Origin of the sequence: Bradyrhizobium sp. USDA 241 (genome assembly GCF_049739505.1) — a bacterium.
Classification (GTDB): Bacteria; Pseudomonadota; Alphaproteobacteria; order Rhizobiales; family Xanthobacteraceae; genus Bradyrhizobium; species Bradyrhizobium liaoningense.
The window spans coordinates 4,263,251-4,279,048 of the sequence record NZ_JBMGPZ010000005.1 but is presented as its reverse complement, the minus strand read 5'-3'; the positions used below and the strand labels follow the sequence as shown (position 1 = coordinate 4,279,048).

General features: G+C 65.4%; 16 protein-coding genes and 1 pseudogene. 10 read left to right on the top strand and 7 right to left on the bottom strand.

The window, feature by feature from the left end:
* Positions 1-7: 7 nt before the first annotated feature.
* Together fliP and ABIF91_RS42665 are read right to left on the bottom strand one after the other, a co-directional pair.
* Positions 8-763: a flagellar type III secretion system pore protein FliP gene (fliP, locus tag ABIF91_RS42670; RefSeq protein ID WP_028180909.1), complete on the bottom strand. Its 756-nt coding sequence runs from the start codon at positions 761-763 to the stop codon at positions 8-10.
* Positions 760-1,734, bottom strand: coding sequence for a flagellar biosynthetic protein FliO (locus ABIF91_RS42665; protein ID WP_028180908.1), 975 nt, complete (start codon positions 1,732-1,734; stop codon positions 760-762). Before ABIF91_RS42665 ends, fliP begins: the two co-directional genes overlap by 4 nt.
* 353 nt (positions 1,735-2,087) lie before the next feature.
* Here ABIF91_RS42665 and flgB point away from each other — a divergent pair, with 353 nt between their 5' ends.
* The 9 genes from flgB to ABIF91_RS42620 all read left to right on the top strand — a co-directional run bounded on the left by flgB (position 2,088) and on the right by ABIF91_RS42620 (position 10,621).
* The gene (gene flgB, locus ABIF91_RS42660; RefSeq protein WP_028180907.1) at positions 2,088-2,492 is read left to right on the top strand and encodes a flagellar basal body rod protein FlgB; all 405 of its coding nucleotides are present in this window, start codon (positions 2,088-2,090) and stop codon (positions 2,490-2,492) included.
* Positions 2,493-2,528: 36 nt separating this feature from the next.
* Positions 2,529-2,954 carry a flagellar basal body rod protein FlgC gene (gene flgC, locus ABIF91_RS42655; protein ID WP_028180906.1) on the top strand — a complete coding sequence of 142 codons (426 nt, stop codon included), beginning with the start codon at positions 2,529-2,531 and terminating at the stop codon, positions 2,952-2,954.
* Between the two features lie 16 nt (positions 2,955-2,970).
* Entirely contained in the window at positions 2,971-3,279 is a 309-nt protein-coding gene (gene fliE, locus ABIF91_RS42650) for a flagellar hook-basal body complex protein FliE (RefSeq protein WP_028180905.1), read from the top strand.
* Positions 3,280-3,406: 127 nt separating this feature from the next.
* Entirely contained in the window at positions 3,407-3,670 is a 264-nt protein-coding gene (gene fliQ, locus ABIF91_RS42645) for a flagellar biosynthesis protein FliQ (RefSeq protein ID WP_028180904.1), read from the top strand.
* Between the two features lie 17 nt (positions 3,671-3,687).
* The gene (fliR, locus tag ABIF91_RS42640; protein ID WP_028180903.1) at positions 3,688-4,458 is read left to right on the top strand and encodes a flagellar biosynthetic protein FliR; all 771 of its coding nucleotides are present in this window, start codon (positions 3,688-3,690) and stop codon (positions 4,456-4,458) included.
* A gap of 12 nt (positions 4,459-4,470) precedes the next feature.
* A complete protein-coding gene (flhB, locus tag ABIF91_RS42635; RefSeq protein WP_028180902.1) occupies positions 4,471-5,550 on the top strand; it encodes a flagellar biosynthesis protein FlhB in 1,080 nt (359 codons plus the stop codon).
* 154 nt (positions 5,551-5,704) lie between these two features.
* Positions 5,705-8,284, top strand: a complete 2,580-nt coding sequence (cckA, locus tag ABIF91_RS42630) for a cell cycle histidine kinase CckA (protein WP_028180901.1) — start codon at positions 5,705-5,707, stop codon at positions 8,282-8,284.
* A gap of 371 nt (positions 8,285-8,655) precedes the next feature.
* Positions 8,656-9,663, top strand: coding sequence for a Tim44 domain-containing protein (locus ABIF91_RS42625; protein ID WP_028180900.1), 1,008 nt, complete (start codon positions 8,656-8,658; stop codon positions 9,661-9,663).
* Positions 9,664-9,913: 250 nt separating this feature from the next.
* The gene (locus ABIF91_RS42620) at positions 9,914-10,621 is read left to right on the top strand and encodes a glutathione S-transferase (protein WP_028180899.1); all 708 of its coding nucleotides are present in this window, start codon (positions 9,914-9,916) and stop codon (positions 10,619-10,621) included.
* A 28-nt stretch (positions 10,622-10,649) separates the two neighbouring features.
* On the opposite strand, the pseudogene ABIF91_RS42615 reads toward ABIF91_RS42620, so the two are convergent.
* The 3 genes and pseudogenes from ABIF91_RS42615 to ABIF91_RS42605 form a co-directional block, all read right to left on the bottom strand.
* Positions 10,650-11,323, bottom strand: a pseudogene (locus ABIF91_RS42615) (methyltransferase family protein).
* Between the two features lie 115 nt (positions 11,324-11,438).
* On the bottom strand, positions 11,439-11,612 hold the full coding sequence (locus ABIF91_RS42610) for a hypothetical protein (RefSeq protein WP_162832014.1): 174 nt from the start codon (positions 11,610-11,612) through the stop codon (positions 11,439-11,441).
* A 310-nt stretch (positions 11,613-11,922) separates the two neighbouring features.
* Positions 11,923-12,396, bottom strand: coding sequence for a hypothetical protein (locus ABIF91_RS42605; protein WP_028181205.1), 474 nt, complete (start codon positions 12,394-12,396; stop codon positions 11,923-11,925).
* Between the two features lie 211 nt (positions 12,397-12,607).
* Between ABIF91_RS42605 and ABIF91_RS42600 the strand changes: the two genes are divergently transcribed.
* A complete protein-coding gene (locus tag ABIF91_RS42600; protein WP_028181204.1) occupies positions 12,608-14,263 on the top strand; it encodes a fumarate hydratase in 1,656 nt (551 codons plus the stop codon).
* Between the two features lie 156 nt (positions 14,264-14,419).
* On the opposite strand, the gene ABIF91_RS42595 is transcribed toward ABIF91_RS42600, so the two are convergent.
* Entirely contained in the window at positions 14,420-15,343 is a 924-nt protein-coding gene (locus ABIF91_RS42595; protein ID WP_028181203.1) for a hypothetical protein, read from the bottom strand.
* A 17-nt stretch (positions 15,344-15,360) separates the two neighbouring features.
* Positions 15,361-15,657, bottom strand: coding sequence for a hypothetical protein (locus ABIF91_RS42590; protein ID WP_028181202.1), 297 nt, complete (start codon positions 15,655-15,657; stop codon positions 15,361-15,363).
* Positions 15,658-15,798 lie beyond the last annotated feature (141 nt).

The following is a 15,798-nucleotide window of genomic DNA, read 5'->3' as shown; positions in this document are numbered from 1 at the left end:
GCCTGCCTCACCCCCCGTAGCTCTGCACCAGGCTTCCTGCGACCAGCGACCAGCCGTCGACCAGCACGAAGAAGATCAGCTTGAACGGCAGCGAGATCGTCGCCGGCGGCAGCATCATCATGCCCATCGACATCAGCACCGAGGCGACGACGAGGTCGATGATCAGGAAGGGGAGAAACAACAGGAAGCCGATCTCGAAGGCGCGCTTCAGCTCGGAGATCATGAAGGCTGGAACGAGGATGCGTAGGGCGAGTTCGTCGGGGGTGGCCGGCGGGGGCTCGCCCGACAGATCCAGGAATAGCTTGAGGTCTTTCTCGCGCACGTTCTTCTGCATGAAGCCGCGCAAGGGGACGGAGGCGCGCTGGAGCGCATCCTCGACGCCGATCTGGTTGGCGACAAGCGGGCGGATGCCTTCGTCGTAGGACTTTTGCAGGACCGGGCCCATTACGAAGAAGGTGAGGAACATCGCGAGCGCGATGATCACCGAGTTCGGCGGGGCGGTCGCGGTGCCCAACGCGGTGCGCAGCAGCGACAGCACCACCACGATGCGCGTGAACGAGGTCATCATGATCAGGATCGACGGCGCGATCGACAGCACCGTGAGCAGCGCGATCAGCTGGATCGCGCGCTCGGTGACGCCGCCGCCAGCGCCGCCGCCGAGATTGATGCTGATGTCCTGGGCATGCGCCGGCATCGCGAGCGAGGCCGCGCCGATCAGGACAGAAAGGAAAAGAACTCTACGCGGGAGGGCCGGCAACCTCACGAAGACGGCTTCGGACGGCCGAGCAGCGAGGCCATCTCGTCTTCGAGATTTTCAAAGCTGGTCTTTTCCGCGGCCGGCTTCGCTGCCGGTGTGGGTGGCGCCGGCGGCTCGCTGCGTGCGGCACGCGGGGGCGCGGCCGGCGGCTCCGGCGCAACCGGAGGCGCGACCGTTTCGCCGGCCGGGCGGCGCAGGGCAGCCTCTAGCCGCTGCGCCATTTCGGCGAGATTTTGCTCGGCGCTCGAGGGCACAGGGGCCGGTGCCGGCGGCGGAACGGGCGCAGCCTGCGGCACGGGCGGAGGCGGCGGTGGTGCTGCGGCGCGCTCCGGGCGCAGTGGCGGCATCTTCACCGGTTCACTCTGGCGCGGCGGACGCGGCATCAGCGGCGGTTCGCCGCGGGCGATGCGCGGCGGCAGGGGCTCGGGCCGTGGTTCGCGCTCGGGACGCGGCGCAATCGGCTCGGGTGTAAAGCCTCCCAAGGGCGGTTCGCTGCGACGTTCGGCCAGCGCAGGAGCAGGCCGGCGCACCTCGTCGGCGAAGGATGGGCGGGCGGGCCGCGGCGGAGGCTCGGGCATTTGCGGCTCGGGATGATCGAGCAGTTCCGGCCGCGGCGCCTCGTCGGCCCAACTGCCGACGTCGGGCATGGGGGCAAGGCGCGGCGGCTCGGCGGCGTTGGGACGCTGCGGGAGCTGGTCGCGGCTCGGCGCGGCGCGAACGATATTGGGCTCGACGACGATGTCGGTGGGGCCGCCGATCATCAGGAGGTGCTCGACATTGTCGCGCCGGACCAGCACCAGACGGCGCCGGCCGTCGACCGCGGCGGCGTCGATCACGGCGAGCCGGGGCATCCTGCCGCGTTGGGTGTTGGCGCCCAGCCGGCTGCTGCCGAATCGGCGAACCAGCCATGCAGCGACGCCGATCAACGCCAGAACGACGATGAACGCGACGATGAAGGTGATAGGGCTGCCTTGCATACTTGTCCCCGACAAATGGCGCTTTTCTCGTACCCTTGGTCAGCTTTGCCAACCACCGGCGTACGATGCCCCAAGCTGCGATTTCTTAACGTTCCACGGCAAGTTTTGCCGTCCCCAACTCTTAATAACCCATGAATCGCCCGATCCAAAACGACTTCTTGGCCTGTGCACGCCCCGCCAAACGGTTGGGTTAATGCCACTTTTCGAGGCGTAGAATCACGGGCGCGCAAAATCGTGTCTCGCCCGGCGACAAGCTTCGAGAGCGTCCTTAACCAGCTGTTAACCATACAGGCGGCAAATTCTGCCTAGCTTCGGACCTCGGGTCCGCAAGGGTGGCTGAAGGAGCCGCGACGATGTCCATCAACGACCTCCCGGTGCTGTCGGCGCTTCGCACCAAGATGCAGTGGCACCAGGAGCGCCAGCGCGTCCTGTCCGAGAACGTCTCAAATTCCGACACGCCCAAATTCCGGCCGCGCGACCTGGTCGAGCCGAAGCTCGACAGGACCGGCGCCGTCACGGGGGCCATGGGGCCGCTGGCCCTGACCCGTACCAGCGCCTCGCACATGACGCCATCGGGCGCCGCCTCCGCATTCGACCAGGACAAGAACGCCGGCTTCGAGACCCGCCCTGCGGGCAACGCCGTCAATCTCGAGGAGGAGATGATGAAGGCTGCCAGCAACCAGATGGACTACGCGGCGGCGACCTCGCTTTATTCGAAGAGCCTCCGCCTCCTCAAGACCGCGATCGGCAAGGCCTAGGCGTGATCCCGCAACCAGGAGAGCTAGAGGCGCATCATGGCGAATGACAGCAGCGACTTTGCCCGCTCGATGGCGATCGCCACCTCCGGCCTGCGCGCGCAGGCCGGGCGCATGAGGGTGATCTCGGAAAACATCGCCAATGCCGACTCGACGGCGCAGACCGCCGGCGGCGATCCCTATCGGCGCAAGGTTCCGACCTTCTCCTCCGCGCTCGACCGCACGCTGGACGCGCAGGTCGTCACTCTCGGCAGGATCAAGCCTGACCAGTCCGACTTCCGCGTCAAATACGAGCCGAACAATCCGGCCGCGGATGCGAGCGGCAACGTCAAATATCCCAACGTGAACTCGGTGGTCGAGATAACCGACATGCGCGATGCGCAGCGGTCCTACGAGGCCAATCTCAACATCATCAGTGCGACGCGCCGGATGATCCAGCGCACGCTCGACATCCTCAAGAGCTGAACAGGACATCTGAGTCATGGCATCACCGACAATCGCCGCGAACGCCTATGCCAATCTTGCCCGCGTGCTCGAGAACGGCGGCGCCGGCAAGGGCAGCGAGCCGACCGGGCAATCCTTTGCTTCGCTGCTGAAGGACGCCGTCGGTAGCGTCATGGAGTCCGGCCGCAAATCCGATGCGCAGACGGTGGCGATGGCCGCCGGCAAGGCCAACGTGATGGACGTGGTGACGGCGGTCGCAGACACCGACGTCGCGGTATCCACGCTGGTCTCGGTCCGCGATCGCGTGATCGCGGCGTATGAAGACATCATGAAGATGCCGATCTGATTGTCATTCCGGGGCGCGACGAAGTCGCGAGCCCGGAATCCATAACCACGATCGGGAGTATGGATTCCGGGCTCTCGCTTCGCGAGCCCCGGAATGACGACAACAAATTCACAGTGAGAAATCGAAAATGACCGGACCCGAGACCCTCGACGTCGCACGCGATGCGATCTGGACCATCGTGATCGTGTCCTCCCCGCTGATGGTGGTCGGCCTCGTGGTCGGCGTCATCGTGTCGCTGTTCCAGGCGCTGACGCAGATCCAGGAGCAGACGCTGATCTACGTGCCCAAGATCCTTGCCATCTTCGCCACGATGCTGCTGGCGCTGCCGTTCATGGCCGACTCGCTCCACGCCCACATGATGCGTATATCGTCGCGAATCATCGGCGGCTGAGGCAAGATGCGTGAATTATGCGCATCGACGTCTCGCTGCTGCCGGCGCTCGCCGCTTCCTTCATGCTCGCCTTCGCCCGGGTCGGCGCGATGGTGATGCTGCTGCCGGGGCTGGGTGAGACCAACATCCCGACGCGGATAAAGCTGTCGATCGCGCTGATGCTCACGCTGATCATCCTGCCGCTGCATCGAAACGCCTACCACGTCGACATGGGCTCGCTCGCGCCGCTGCTGGTCCTGATGCTGCATGAGATCGCGATCGGTATCGTGCTGGGCGCGACAGCGCGCGTGACGCTGTCGGCGCTCCAGGTTGCGGGATCCGTGATCGCGCAGCAGATGGGGCTTGGCTTCGTCACCTCGGTCGATCCGACGCAGGGACAGCAGGGCGTGCTGGTCGGCAACTTCCTGACCATTCTCGGCGTGACGCTGCTGTTTGCTACCGACAGCCACCATCTGGTGATCGCGGCGCTGAACGACAGCTACACGATCTTCTCGCCGGGCGAGACCGTATCGAGCGGCGATGTCGCCTCGCTGGCGACGCGCGCCTTCACCGCCGCGTTCCGCCTGGGCCTGCAGCTCTCGGGACCGTTCCTGGTGTTCGGCCTCGTCTTCAACATCGGGCTCGGCGTGCTGGCGCGGTTGATGCCGCAGATGCAGGTCTATTTCGTCGGCGTGCCGCTGTCGATCTTCGCAGGCTTCCTGGTGCTCGCCGTGGTGCTGACCGCGATGATGGGTACGTTTCTCGATTATTTCATCGGTGTCATGCACCAGATGATGCCGCTCAAGTGACGGGGTCGATCGATGGCGGAAGACAACGATCCCGAAAGTCAAACAGAGGACCCGACGCAAAAGCGCCTGGACGATGCGCTCGAACGCGGCGACGTCGCCAAGAGCCAGGAGATCAACACCTGGTTCATGATGGCGGGCGGCACGCTCGTGGTCTCGACCTTCTCGGGCTCGGTCGGCAGCGGGCTGCTGACGCCGATGCGCAACCTGCTCGCCAATTCCTGGATGATCAAGACCGACGGCAAGGCTCTGCTCGCGCTGATGCAGCAGATCGAATTCGTCGTGCTCGCGGCCGTCGGCGTGCCTCTCCTGATGCTGATGCTGGCGGCGATTGCCGGCAACATGCTCCAGCACCGCCTGGTATGGTCGGCCGAATCCCTGAAACCCAAATTCAACAAGATTTCGCCCGGCGCCGGCTTCAAGCGCATCTTCGGCAAGCAGGCGGCCGCCAATTTTCTCAAAGGCGTCGGCAAGCTGGTCTTGCTCGGCGCGGTCATGACCATGATCCTGTGGCCGGAGCGGCACCGCATGGAGGCGATGGTCCGGCTCGATCCGGCCGGCATGCTCGGCGCGACAACCAGCATGACCATTCATCTGCTCGGAGCGGTGGTCGCGGCGCTCGCGATTGTCGCCATCGCCGATTACTTCTTCCAGTACCGAAGCTGGTTCCAGCGGCAGAAGATGTCGCTTCAGGAGATCAAGGAGGAATTCAAGCAATCCGAAGGTGATCCGCACATCAAGGGCAAGATCAGGCAGTTGCGGCAGCAGCGCGCCAAGAAACGCATGATGGCGGCGGTTCCCAAGGCCTCGGTGATCATCACCAACCCGACCCACTATTCGGTGGCGCTCTCCTACGAGCGGGGCATGTCGGCGCCGATCTGCGTCGCCAAGGGCGTCGACAACCTCGCCTTCAAGATCCGGGAGATCGCGCGCGAGCACGACATCCCGATCGTGGAGAACGTTCCGCTGGCCCGGGCGCTCTACGCCACAGTCGACATCGACCAGGAAATCCCGACCGAGCACTATCATGCGGTCGCCGAAGTCATCGGCTACGTCATGCGGCTGAAGCGGGGATTCAGCGCCGGGCGGGGATAAAACACCCGAAAAATACCGGAAATGGCCGTAATCTGGGAATCAGCGTACCTTTCGCCGCTGCTGCCCTTGCACCTTTGGGTCCGATTCAGGCAGGGAGGACCCCACGCGCCCCGTAACGCGTTGATTCTTTGCCGACAGGCTGCGCCAGCTCGATATGACTGCTGAGACCGACCACGACCTCACACGCGAGCCCGTTGCGGCGCACGAGCCGTCGCCGCGCTCGGGCAGCATTGCGCTGGTGCTGCTGGTGGCCGCCGGCCTCGTCGCGGTCGCCGTCGGCCTGATGACGCTCGGGCGCGCGCAGGCGCAGCCCTACATCCTGGGCATCCTCGCCGTGCTGGCGATGGTCGGCCTGTTCAACCTGTTCGCCTTCGCCGCCGGCATCATCCGCTTCGCGGACCGCAATCTCGACGATCCCATCATCGGCCACATCTCCGATCACGCCTTCGACGGGCTCGCAGTCACCGACGCGCGCGGACACGTGGTCTATTCCAATGCCGCCTATCTGACGCTGACCGGCGCCAGCGGCCCCCAGGACGTGCGTCCCGTCGAGCGTGTCTTCATCGGCAACCCTGATGTCTCCGAAGCGGTGTTCCGCCTGCTCAAGGCCGCCCGCGAAGGCAAGCGGCAGCAGGAAGAGGTGCGCATCTCCGGCCATGACGGCAGCCAGGGCCGCTGGTTGCGCATGCGGGTGCGCCCGCTCGGCACCGGAAAGCGCGAGGCGAAATACGCGGTGTGGTCGATCGCCGACATCACCCGGGACCGCGAACGCCAGGAGGACGTGTTCCAGGAGCTCCAGCACGCGATCGAATATCTCGATCACGCGCCATGCGGCTTCTTCTCGGTCAATCCGGCCGGAGAGCTCGCCTATGTCAATGCGACGCTGGCGAACTGGCTCGACTACGATCTCGCCGAGATCGGTTCGGGCGGCCTCAAGCTCACCGACATCGTCTCCGGCGACGGCGCCTCGCTGCTCACCTCCATCGTGGCGGTACCGGGCGAAGTGAAGACCGAAGTCTTCGACATCGACCTGCGCATGCGCACCGGCAAGACCATGCCGGTGCGGCTCTATCACAAGCTCGCCTTCGGCGCCGACGGCGCGCCGGGGCCGTCGCGCACGCTCGTGATCAGCCGCGCCCGCGACGAGCGCAGCGACCCCGACCGCGCCGCCGAAGTGCGCTTCATGCGCTTCTTCGACCACACGCCGATGGCGATCGCGACCGTCGATCGCGCCGGCAACGTCGTGCGGGCCAATGCGCGCTATGCCAAGCTCGGACAGGCGCTCGGGCTCGACAGCGCCGGCAAGTCGATCTTCCGCGCGGTCAGCTCGCGCGACCGGCAGCTTTTGATCGCGGCCATCAACCAGGCCGCCGAAGGCAAGGCCGACATCGCGCCGGTCGAGGTGGCGTTGGAAGGGGCGAAGGAGCGCTGGGGCCAGTTCTTCGTCACGCCGGTCGATTCGGCCGAGAATGACGCGGAAGCCGCCATCGTGCACATGCTCGAGACCACCGAGCGGCGCGCGCTAGAGAACCAGATCAACCAGTCCCAGAAGATGGAGACGGTCGGCCAGCTCGCCGGCGGCATCGCCCACGACTTCAACAACGTGCTGTCCGCCATCATGATGGCGAACGACTTCCTGCTGAACGCGCACAAGCCGACCGACCCGTCGTTCCAGGACATCATGCAGATCAAGCAGAACGCGACGCGCGCCGCGACCTTGGTGCGGCAACTGCTCGCATTCTCGCGCCGCCAGACGCTGCGGCCGCAGGTGCTCGATCTCGGCGATGCGCTGTCCGATCTCACCATGCTGCTGCGCCGGCTGATCGGCGAGAAGGTCAAGCTCGACCTCGTCCACGGTCGCGACCTCTGGCCGGTGAAGGTCGACGTCTCCCAGTTCGAGCAGGTGATCGTCAACCTGGCGGTGAACGCGCGCGACGCCATGCCGGACGGCGGCAAGCTGATCATCCGGACTGCAAACGTCACCACCGAGGACGCGGGCAAGCTCGCCTACAAGGGCATGCCGGCTGCGGACTATGTCCGGATCGAGGTCGCCGACACCGGCACCGGCATTCCCGCCGATATCCGCGACAAGATCTTCGAGCCGTTCTTCTCGACGAAGGAAGTGGGCAAGGGCACCGGCCTCGGGCTCTCCACCGTCTACGGCATCGTCAAGCAGACCGGCGGCTTCATCTATGTCGATTCCGAGCCGGGGCAGGGCACCTCGTTCCATATCTTCCTGCCGCGCCATCACGCCGAGCAGGACGTGCAGGTCGAGCAGCCCGCAGCCGCGGCCAGCGCGACCGGCGGCGCCGCGAAGGAAGCCGCGGCCGCCGAGGCCAAGCCGCGCACCGATCTCACCGGGCAGGGCACCATCCTGCTGGTCGAGGACGAGGAGGGCCTGCGCGCGCTCAACGCCCGCGGCCTGCGTTCGCGCGGCTACACCGTGGTCGAGGCCGAGAACGGCGTCGAGGCCATGGAGGTGCTGGAAGAGCAGAGCGGGGCGATCGATCTCGTCGTCTCCGACGTCGTCATGCCCGAGATGGACGGCCCGACGCTGCTGAAGGCGATGCGCGAAAAGAACCCCGACATCAAGTTCATCTTCGTCTCGGGCTATGCCGAGGACGCGTTCGAGAAGAGCCTGCCCGAAGGCCAGCAGTTCGACTTCCTGCCGAAGCCCTTCACGCTCAGCCAGCTCGTGGCGGCGGTAAAGGAGACGATGAACAAGCAGGGGTGAGGGCAAGAGGCACTATGCCGTTCCCGCATTCTCCGTCGTTGCGAGCCACCGGGTCCGCGCGAAGCGCGGCCCGATGACAGGCTCCGCGAAGCAATCCAGGCTGTCTCCACGGAAAGATCCTGGATTGCTTCGTCGCAAGGGCTCCTCGCAATGACGGTGGATAGAGTTGCGCTTCGCAACGACGCGGGAGAAAGCTGAAATTCCGCCCCGAACCCGCCGGTAGCCCGCGGCCGCAGTTCCCTGCCACCGCCCGGCCAAGCCCCCGCCAAATATGGGTTTTTGCCACATCCCCGCGACTGAGGGCCGCAGCAACAAGTTCCGAAACCGGCTTCACTTTTCGGGAAGTCTGCCCATCTTAAGCGCACGTCCCCATGCCGGGGATTTGGGAAACGCACATGACTTTCTCGCTACGCTCCCGCAGTCTCTTCAAGGCGATCGCCGTCGTGCTGGCGCTTGCGCTGCCGACTGCACTCGCGATCTCGTCCGCCGACGCGCGCGCCGGCGGCGGCATGTCGTCGGGTTCGCGCGGTTCGCGCTCTTATTCGGCCCCGCCGTCGACCACGACCGCGCCGGGCTCGACCTCGCAGTTCAACCGCACCTACACCCAGCCGGGCGCAGGCATGAATTCGGCTGCCTCCGCGCCTGCGCGCGGCGGCCTGTTCGGCCGGGCTGGCGGCTTCATGGGCGGCCTTGCGGCCGGCTTCCTCGGCGCTGGCCTGCTCGGCATGCTGTTCGGCGGCGGCCTGTTCGGCGGCCTCGGCGGCCTGTCCTCGATCCTCGGCCTGATCATCCAGATCGCGCTCGTTGTGCTGGTGGTGCGGCTGGCCATGTCGTGGTGGCAGCGCCGTCACGCCCCGCGGGCGGCTTATGCCAATGCAAATGCTGATGCAGGCGCAGCGCCTGGACCGCAGACGAGCCATCGCAGCGGTCTTGCCGGTGGTCTTGGCGGCTTCGGCTTCGGTGCCAACAACGCGCCGCTCGAGATCAAGCCGGACGATTATGAGGCGTTCGAGCGCCTGCTCGGCGAGGTTCAGACCGCCTGGTCGAACGAGGACGTGGCCAAGCTCCACACGCTCGCGACGCCGGAAATGGTCTCCTATTTCGAGCAGGACCTTGCCCAGAACCGCGCGCGCAACGTCGTCAACAAGGTGACCGACGTCAAGCTGCTGCAGGGCGACCTCGCGGAAGCCTGGCGGGAAGGCGAGACCGAGTACGCCACGGTGGCGCTGCGCTTCGCGCTCACCGACAAGACGGTCGACCGCAACACCGGCGCCATCGTTGCCGGCAGCGAGCAGCCGGGCGAGGCCACCGAGATCTGGACGTTTGCCCGCAGACCGGGCAGCGGCTGGGAATTGTCGGCGATCCAGCAGACCAACTGATCGCAAGCGATTTGCGAGGAAGGGCGTCGTGCCTCGGGCACGGCGCCCTTTTCGTTGGGCCCACCGCTCTCTTCGCGCCAGTGCGAGCATTGCAAAGCAATCCGGAATCCCTTCCGCGGAACGACTCCGGATGGCTTCGCTGCGCGCGCAATGACGGAGTGTTTAGCGGCAGCCGTCGCTGCGGCGCTGACGGAACCTTGCGGCGAGTGATACATTGGTTCCGTCGCTCCACGTGCACGGATCCCCTCCCATGAAATACGAGCTCTATTACTGGCCCGAGATCCAGGGCCGCGGCGAATATGTGCGGCTGGCGCTGGAGGAGGCGGGGGCCGCTTACGTCGATGTCGCGCGCGGTCCGCGCGGGACTGCCGCGATGATGAAGATGATGGATGCGCACGAGGGCACGCCGCCTTTTGCGCCGCCGTTCCTGAAAGCAGGCAAGCTCGTCATCGGCCAGACCGCCAACATCCTGCTCTATCTCGGTGCCCGCCATGGGCTTGCGCCGAAGACGGAAGCCGGCAGGCTCTGGGTGCACCAGCTTCAGCTCACGATCACGGACTTCGTCGTCGAGATCCACGACACCCATCATCCGCTCGGACCCTCGCTCTATTATGAGGACCAGAAGGCACCGGCGAAAAAGCGCACGGCCGACTTCTGGGAAGAGCGCGTGCCGAAATATCTCGCCTATTTCGAGCGGCTTCTCGACGGGAGCGGCGGCACCTATGTTACCGGTCGCCGCCTGACCTACGTCGATCTCTCGCTATTCCAGATCGTCGACGGGCTGCGCTATGCCTTCCCCAGGCGCATGAAGGCGTTCGAAGCGGATGTCCCCGGCCTTGTCGGTCTGCACGACCGCATCGCCGCGCGGCCGAACGTCAAGGCCTATCTCGAAAGCGAGCGCCGCATTCCCTTCAACGAGCAGGGTATCTTCCGCCGCTACCGCGAGCTGGACGGTTAGCGGTTCGGACGGGAAAAGGATCAGCCCCTCACCAGACGCCGGGGACGAGGCGATAGCGCACCCGCGCCGTATAGTCGGTATAGCCCGGCAGGCCCTCGCGCAGCGTGCGCTCCTCGATGGAGATGCGGACCGCGAACAAGGCGATGAAGAGCGGCAGCATCGCAAGTCCCCACCACGACCCCAGCAGCAACGGTAGGCCGGCGAAGAACAGCACCATGCCGCTGTACATGGGATGGCGGACATGGGCGTAGGGACCGGTCGAGACCACGTGCTGAGCGCGCTCGGTTTGCAGCTTCACCACGGGCGCGGCGAACGAGTTCTCGCGGAAGACCCACATAGTGAACAGTGTCGAGGCCAGAAACAGCACGAGGCCGAACGCCTGCAACGCAGTCGGCACGTCGGAGGATTTAAAGCGCCGGTCAAGCCCCATCACGACTAGCCAGGCCAGCATCACGAAGACGAAGACCGTCATGAACATCTTGTCGGCGGCGGGCTGATCCTTTTGCAGCACCGACCGCAGACGTTCGGCGAGCAGCGCCGGATCGATCCGGTAGAGCCACCAGCCGCAGAGCGGGCCGAGGAGCGCGGAGGTGGCGAGGAACGTCCAGGCCGACGGCCACTGCAGTGTTCCGGCGCATGCGAACAGCACCCGCCCATGGCGACGACGAAGACCGTGTTCTGCAACAGCAGGCGTGCGATCATGCGCAGGTCCCGGGTGAGCGGCGCACGATATTGGTGCAGCTACCCGGCAAAGATGCGGCCGGACGCGCGAAGGCCCGATCGACCGGATCGGGCGCTTCAGCCGTGGCAAGCCTGATCAGGCGAGCTGATCGATCCGCGTGCCCTGACCCGGCGGCAGGGGCGCGGGCGGTTGCGGCTTGAAGGTCGGATCCTCGTCCTGGACCTTGGTCTGGTCGTCCTGCTGCTTGGTCGTGTCGTAGTTAGGAACCACGATCGCGATCGGCGGGGGCGCCACGGTGGAAACCTTCATCCACAAATCCTCACATATGGAAACAATTCAGCCTGCCCTGCGAGGAGCGAAATTTCCTTCAAGCCAATCGCTAAAATGCGAGGGAAATGGTGCGGTGAATGCCGTGTATGCGTCTCATCCGCGCGGTGCAAACAGGAGACGACGAGGCCTCTCCCCGTCATTGCGAGGAGCCCTTGCGGCGAAGCAATCCAGACTGTCTCCGCGGACAGATTTCTGGATCGCTTCGCTGCGCTCGCAATGACGGAGTACGTGGCCAGCTATTGCGCGCCAGCTGCGCCGTGCCCGCAGCAAGAGCGAGGAGTATGCCGCCCTATTCGTCCTTGCCGCGGGTGATCGCGATGGAAGCCTCCGTCTTGGAGCGGGTGCATTCCATGTTGAGCCGGCGATAGCGCATGCTGACCTTGTCGCCGCGCAACAGGCCCATCCGCTTCAGGCAGCGTGTCGCGCCCGTCGTCGTGTCGTCCTTCGTCACGGTGAAGACGATCGCGGCCATCGATCCCACCAGCGCATAGAACTCCGGCTTGGGCTTGCGATCACCTTTGGCATAGAGCTCGATCGAGTACTTGTCGCCGCGGCAGGCGACGGACAGTTCCTTGGCCGCCGGGTGCGTCATGTAGACGACGTTGGCCGCCCGGAAATTCACCTTCAGGCGATCGACCTGGTTTGCAAGCTCCTTGGCGCTGTCGTCGCAGCGGTCGGCGCGCGCGGGTGACGCGAGGGCCACAATGCCGGCGATGGCGGCGGCGACCAGGATCGCGCCGCGGACGTTCAAGTTCAATGTCATGATGAAAAGCCCCTTAGCGCGCGCATTCAAGCGTCGGCGGACGCGAAGCGCAAGGGCGGGCAGAGGCATTTCCACGAGCTGTGCCAATACCTTCCCGAGCCCGGCCAGCCTCTCCCATGCGCACCGCTCCCTTTCTTTTCTGGCCAAAATGCGCTTAGAACCCTTCTATGCCTGGAGGCCCGCGAGGCCCCGAAACCCCGAGATCCGCCCCATGAACGCTCCCACGGCCTTTCCCGATCAGTCCAAGCCCGTTCCGCCCTACAAGCACACCCCGCTGTTTCCGCTGGGCAAGGACGAGACGCCCTACAAGAAGATTTCGTCCGAGGGCGTCAGGGTCGAGAAGGTCCTCGGCAAGGACATGCTGGTGGTGTCGCGCGAGGCGTTGCGGGCGCTGTCGGAGGCGGCTTTTGGCGACATCAACCACTACCTGCGGCCCGGTCATCTGAAGCAGCTCCGCGCGATCCTGGAGGACGGCGAGGCGAGCCCGAACGACAAATTCGTTGCGCTCGACTTCCTGAAGAACGCCAACATCGCCGCCGGCGGCGTGCTGCCGATGTGCCAGGACACCGGCACCGCGATCATCATGGGCAAGAAGGGCTGCAACGTCATCACCGACGGTGACGACGAGGCCGCGCTGTCGGAAGGCGCGCGCGACGCGTATCTCCGCCGCAATCTGCGTTACTCGCAGGTCGCGCCGCTCTCGATGTACGAAGAGAAGAACACCGCCAACAACATGCCGGCGCAGTGCGAGATCTACGCCGAAGGTGATGACGCCTACAAATTCATGTTCATGGCGAAGGGCGGCGGCTCCGCCAACAAGAGCTTCCTGTTCCAGGCGACGCCCTCGGTGCTGACCAAGGACCGGCTGCTCGCTTTCCTGAAGGAGAAGATCCTCACCCTCGGCACCGCGGCGTGCCCGCCCTATCACCTCGCCATCGTGATCGGCGGCACCTCGGCCGAGCTGTGCATGAAGACGGTGAAGCTCGCCTCCGCCCGCTATCTCGATGCGCTGCCGACGCACGGCTCGCCCGACGGCAACGCCTTCCGCGACGTCGAGATGGAAAAGGAAATCCATGAGATGACGCAGTCGCTCGGCGTCGGCGCGCAGTTCGGCGGGAAATATTTCTGCCACGACGTGCGCGTGATCCGCATGCCGCGCCACGGCGCATCGCTTCCCATCGGGCTTGGCGTGTCCTGCTCGGCCGACCGCCAGGTGCTCGGCAAGATCACCAGGGACGGCGTCTATCTCGAGGAGCTCGAGCACAACCCGGCGCAGTACCTGCCTGAGGTCGAGCAGTCGCTCGGCGGCGAGGTCGTCAAGATCGACCTCAACCAGCCGATGAAGGACATTCTGGCGACGTTCTCGAAATATCCGATCAAGACCCGCGTCTCGATGACCGGCACCATGATCGTCGCGCGCGATAGCGCCCATGCCAAGCTGCGCGAGCGGCTGGAGAAGGGCGAGCCGCTGCCGGACTATTTCAAGAACCACCCGGTCTACTATGCCGGCCCCGCCAAGACGCCCGAAGGCTACGCCTCTGGCGCGTTCGGCCCGACCACAGCAGGCCGCATGGATTCCTTCGTCGACCAGTTACAGGCCGCCGGCGGCTCGATGGTGATGGTGGCCAAGGGCAACCGCGCGCCCGCCGTGCGCGAGGCCTGCAAGAAATATGGCGGCTTCTATCTCGGCTCGATCGGCGGCGCCGCCGCGAACCTCGCCGAGCACTGCATCAAGAAGGTCGAGGTGCTCGAATATCCCGAGCTCGGCATGGAAGCGATCTGGCGCATCGAGGTCGTCGACTTCCCGGCGTTCATCATCATCGACGACAAGGGCAACGACTTCTTCAAGGAGTTGAACCTGGGCTAGCCTTACATACCGCGCACGCGCGCAGTGATGTCACATGTGCCTTCGCAGGAGACCGTCACGCCCGGGCTTGTCCCGGGCATCCACGTTCTTCGCCGCGAGCAAGGCGTGGATGGCCGGGACAAGCCCGGCCATGACGATGCGGAAGCTTCCGCGGCCCTAACTGCAATTCGTGACCTGGTTCGAGCACAGCGCGCGCCACCAGCCGCGGACGCCGTCGTGGCTCTCGACGAGACCCCACAAGCCGCTGCAGGCTAAGATGCGCTTCGGGCCGCCGTCGGTGTCGAGCGCGCCGCCGAGCTCGCGCTGCGCCGGCATCCATTTGGCATCGACGAAGGGCGCCTGGAACAGCCCGCCCATGCGCGTGGCGCCATTGGCATAGGCCGCACCCACCTTGTTGGCCGCGACCCAGCCGCGCCCGGCATAGGGCTTTGGCGCGCTGCGCGGATATCTCTTCTCGTCCTCGTAGTCCTTCCCGGGTGGCTTCGCGCCTTCGATCAGGAACCAGCCGTCCCTGAAGCCGATGATGCGGAATTCGGTGAGCCAGCCGCCGTCGGGCGTGTTCTCGCTGCCTCCGAGCTTGAGCCGGTAGGGCGGTGGCAACGTGCCGAGCACACGCGCCTTTACCGACGGCTCGGCACGCACGTTGAGGCCGCCCGGGTCCTTGTCGATGGACCAGGCGCGGAGATCGCAGGGCTCGGTGCCTGCGGGCAAGCTGGCGCGCTTGGCGGCGAGATCGGCGTGCAGCTTTGCGAAATCGGTGTCGTCATTGTCAGGGTCGGACTCGGGGCGCGGCTTCAACTCCGCCGAGACTGCGCGTACCGCATCCGCCGTCAGCGTGACCACGAGCGCCTGGCGTGCGGCGAACACGCTTGCGGGCGTCTTCGGATCATTCGATGTCGCGGGATCAACGGCGAGATAACCGGTCGAGCCATTGGTCCGATAGGCGGTGCCGGCCACAAAGCCTGGCGGCACCATGGCGAGCGCGCTAGCGCGCCACGCCGGTTCGGTGTCTTCCGCGTGCGCCGCCACCGATACTGCGACACACAGCAACGTCGCCGCTACGAGGCGGATGTTGGGCATGTGCCGAAGCCGCGGCGTTACGCCCGTACGCCCGTAAACGGAAAGCTGCCCATCGGGCCGATGCCCATCTCGCCGCTCATGCTGTCGCCGGAGACCTTTCCGATGAACTCGAGTGTCAACGGCATCGGATTGGTGATGGAAACCTTCCAGTTGACGGCGTCGCCACTGATGGTGCCGTCGAAGATCTCTGCGGTGTTGCCCTCTGCGCCCTGCGTGCCTGTCAGCGTGCCGCCGGAACTCAGCAGGGTCAGCGTCGCCTGGCGCTCGCCCATCGGCGTCGTCATCGTCAGATTCCAGTTGCCGTCTACGGCCATTCCCGTCTCCCGAACAGATTTCGGCGGTCCGCGACGATCCGCGGGCCGTCCTGAGCGAGGCTATAGCCCAACTTGCGGCTCCTGCCTAACCCTGCGCAAAAGCATGATCCGGAAAAGTGCGCAGCGGTTTTCCGAAAAGAT

What these genes read in the sequence shown, in the direction of transcription:
- ABIF91_RS42600 (WP_028181204.1), top strand. Translation starts at nt 12,608, where the DNA reads ATGAACGCTCCCACGGCCTTTCCCGATCAGTCCAAGCCCGTTCCGCCC.
- ABIF91_RS42595 (WP_028181203.1), bottom strand. Translation starts at nt 15,343, where the DNA reads ATGCCCAACATCCGCCTCGTAGCGGCGACGTTGCTGTGTGTCGCAGTA.
- flgB (WP_028180907.1), top strand. Translation starts at nt 2,088, where the DNA reads ATGTCCATCAACGACCTCCCGGTGCTGTCGGCGCTTCGCACCAAGATG.
- ABIF91_RS42665 (WP_028180908.1), bottom strand. Translation starts at nt 1,734, where the DNA reads ATGCAAGGCAGCCCTATCACCTTCATCGTCGCGTTCATCGTCGTTCTG.
- ABIF91_RS42590 (WP_028181202.1), bottom strand. Translation starts at nt 15,657, where the DNA reads ATGGCCGTAGACGGCAACTGGAATCTGACGATGACGACGCCGATGGGC.
- flhB (WP_028180902.1), top strand. Translation starts at nt 4,471, where the DNA reads ATGGCGGAAGACAACGATCCCGAAAGTCAAACAGAGGACCCGACGCAA.
- flgC (WP_028180906.1), top strand. Translation starts at nt 2,529, where the DNA reads ATGGCGAATGACAGCAGCGACTTTGCCCGCTCGATGGCGATCGCCACC.
- fliE (WP_028180905.1), top strand. Translation starts at nt 2,971, where the DNA reads ATGGCATCACCGACAATCGCCGCGAACGCCTATGCCAATCTTGCCCGC.
- ABIF91_RS42605 (WP_028181205.1), bottom strand. Translation starts at nt 12,396, where the DNA reads ATGACATTGAACTTGAACGTCCGCGGCGCGATCCTGGTCGCCGCCGCC.
- ABIF91_RS42620 (WP_028180899.1), top strand. Translation starts at nt 9,914, where the DNA reads ATGAAATACGAGCTCTATTACTGGCCCGAGATCCAGGGCCGCGGCGAA.
- cckA (WP_028180901.1), top strand. Translation starts at nt 5,705, where the DNA reads ATGACTGCTGAGACCGACCACGACCTCACACGCGAGCCCGTTGCGGCG.
- fliR (WP_028180903.1), top strand. Translation starts at nt 3,688, where the DNA reads ATGCGCATCGACGTCTCGCTGCTGCCGGCGCTCGCCGCTTCCTTCATG.
- fliQ (WP_028180904.1), top strand. Translation starts at nt 3,407, where the DNA reads ATGACCGGACCCGAGACCCTCGACGTCGCACGCGATGCGATCTGGACC.
- ABIF91_RS42625 (WP_028180900.1), top strand. Translation starts at nt 8,656, where the DNA reads ATGCCGGGGATTTGGGAAACGCACATGACTTTCTCGCTACGCTCCCGC.
- ABIF91_RS42610 (WP_162832014.1), bottom strand. Translation starts at nt 11,612, where the DNA reads ATGAAGGTTTCCACCGTGGCGCCCCCGCCGATCGCGATCGTGGTTCCT.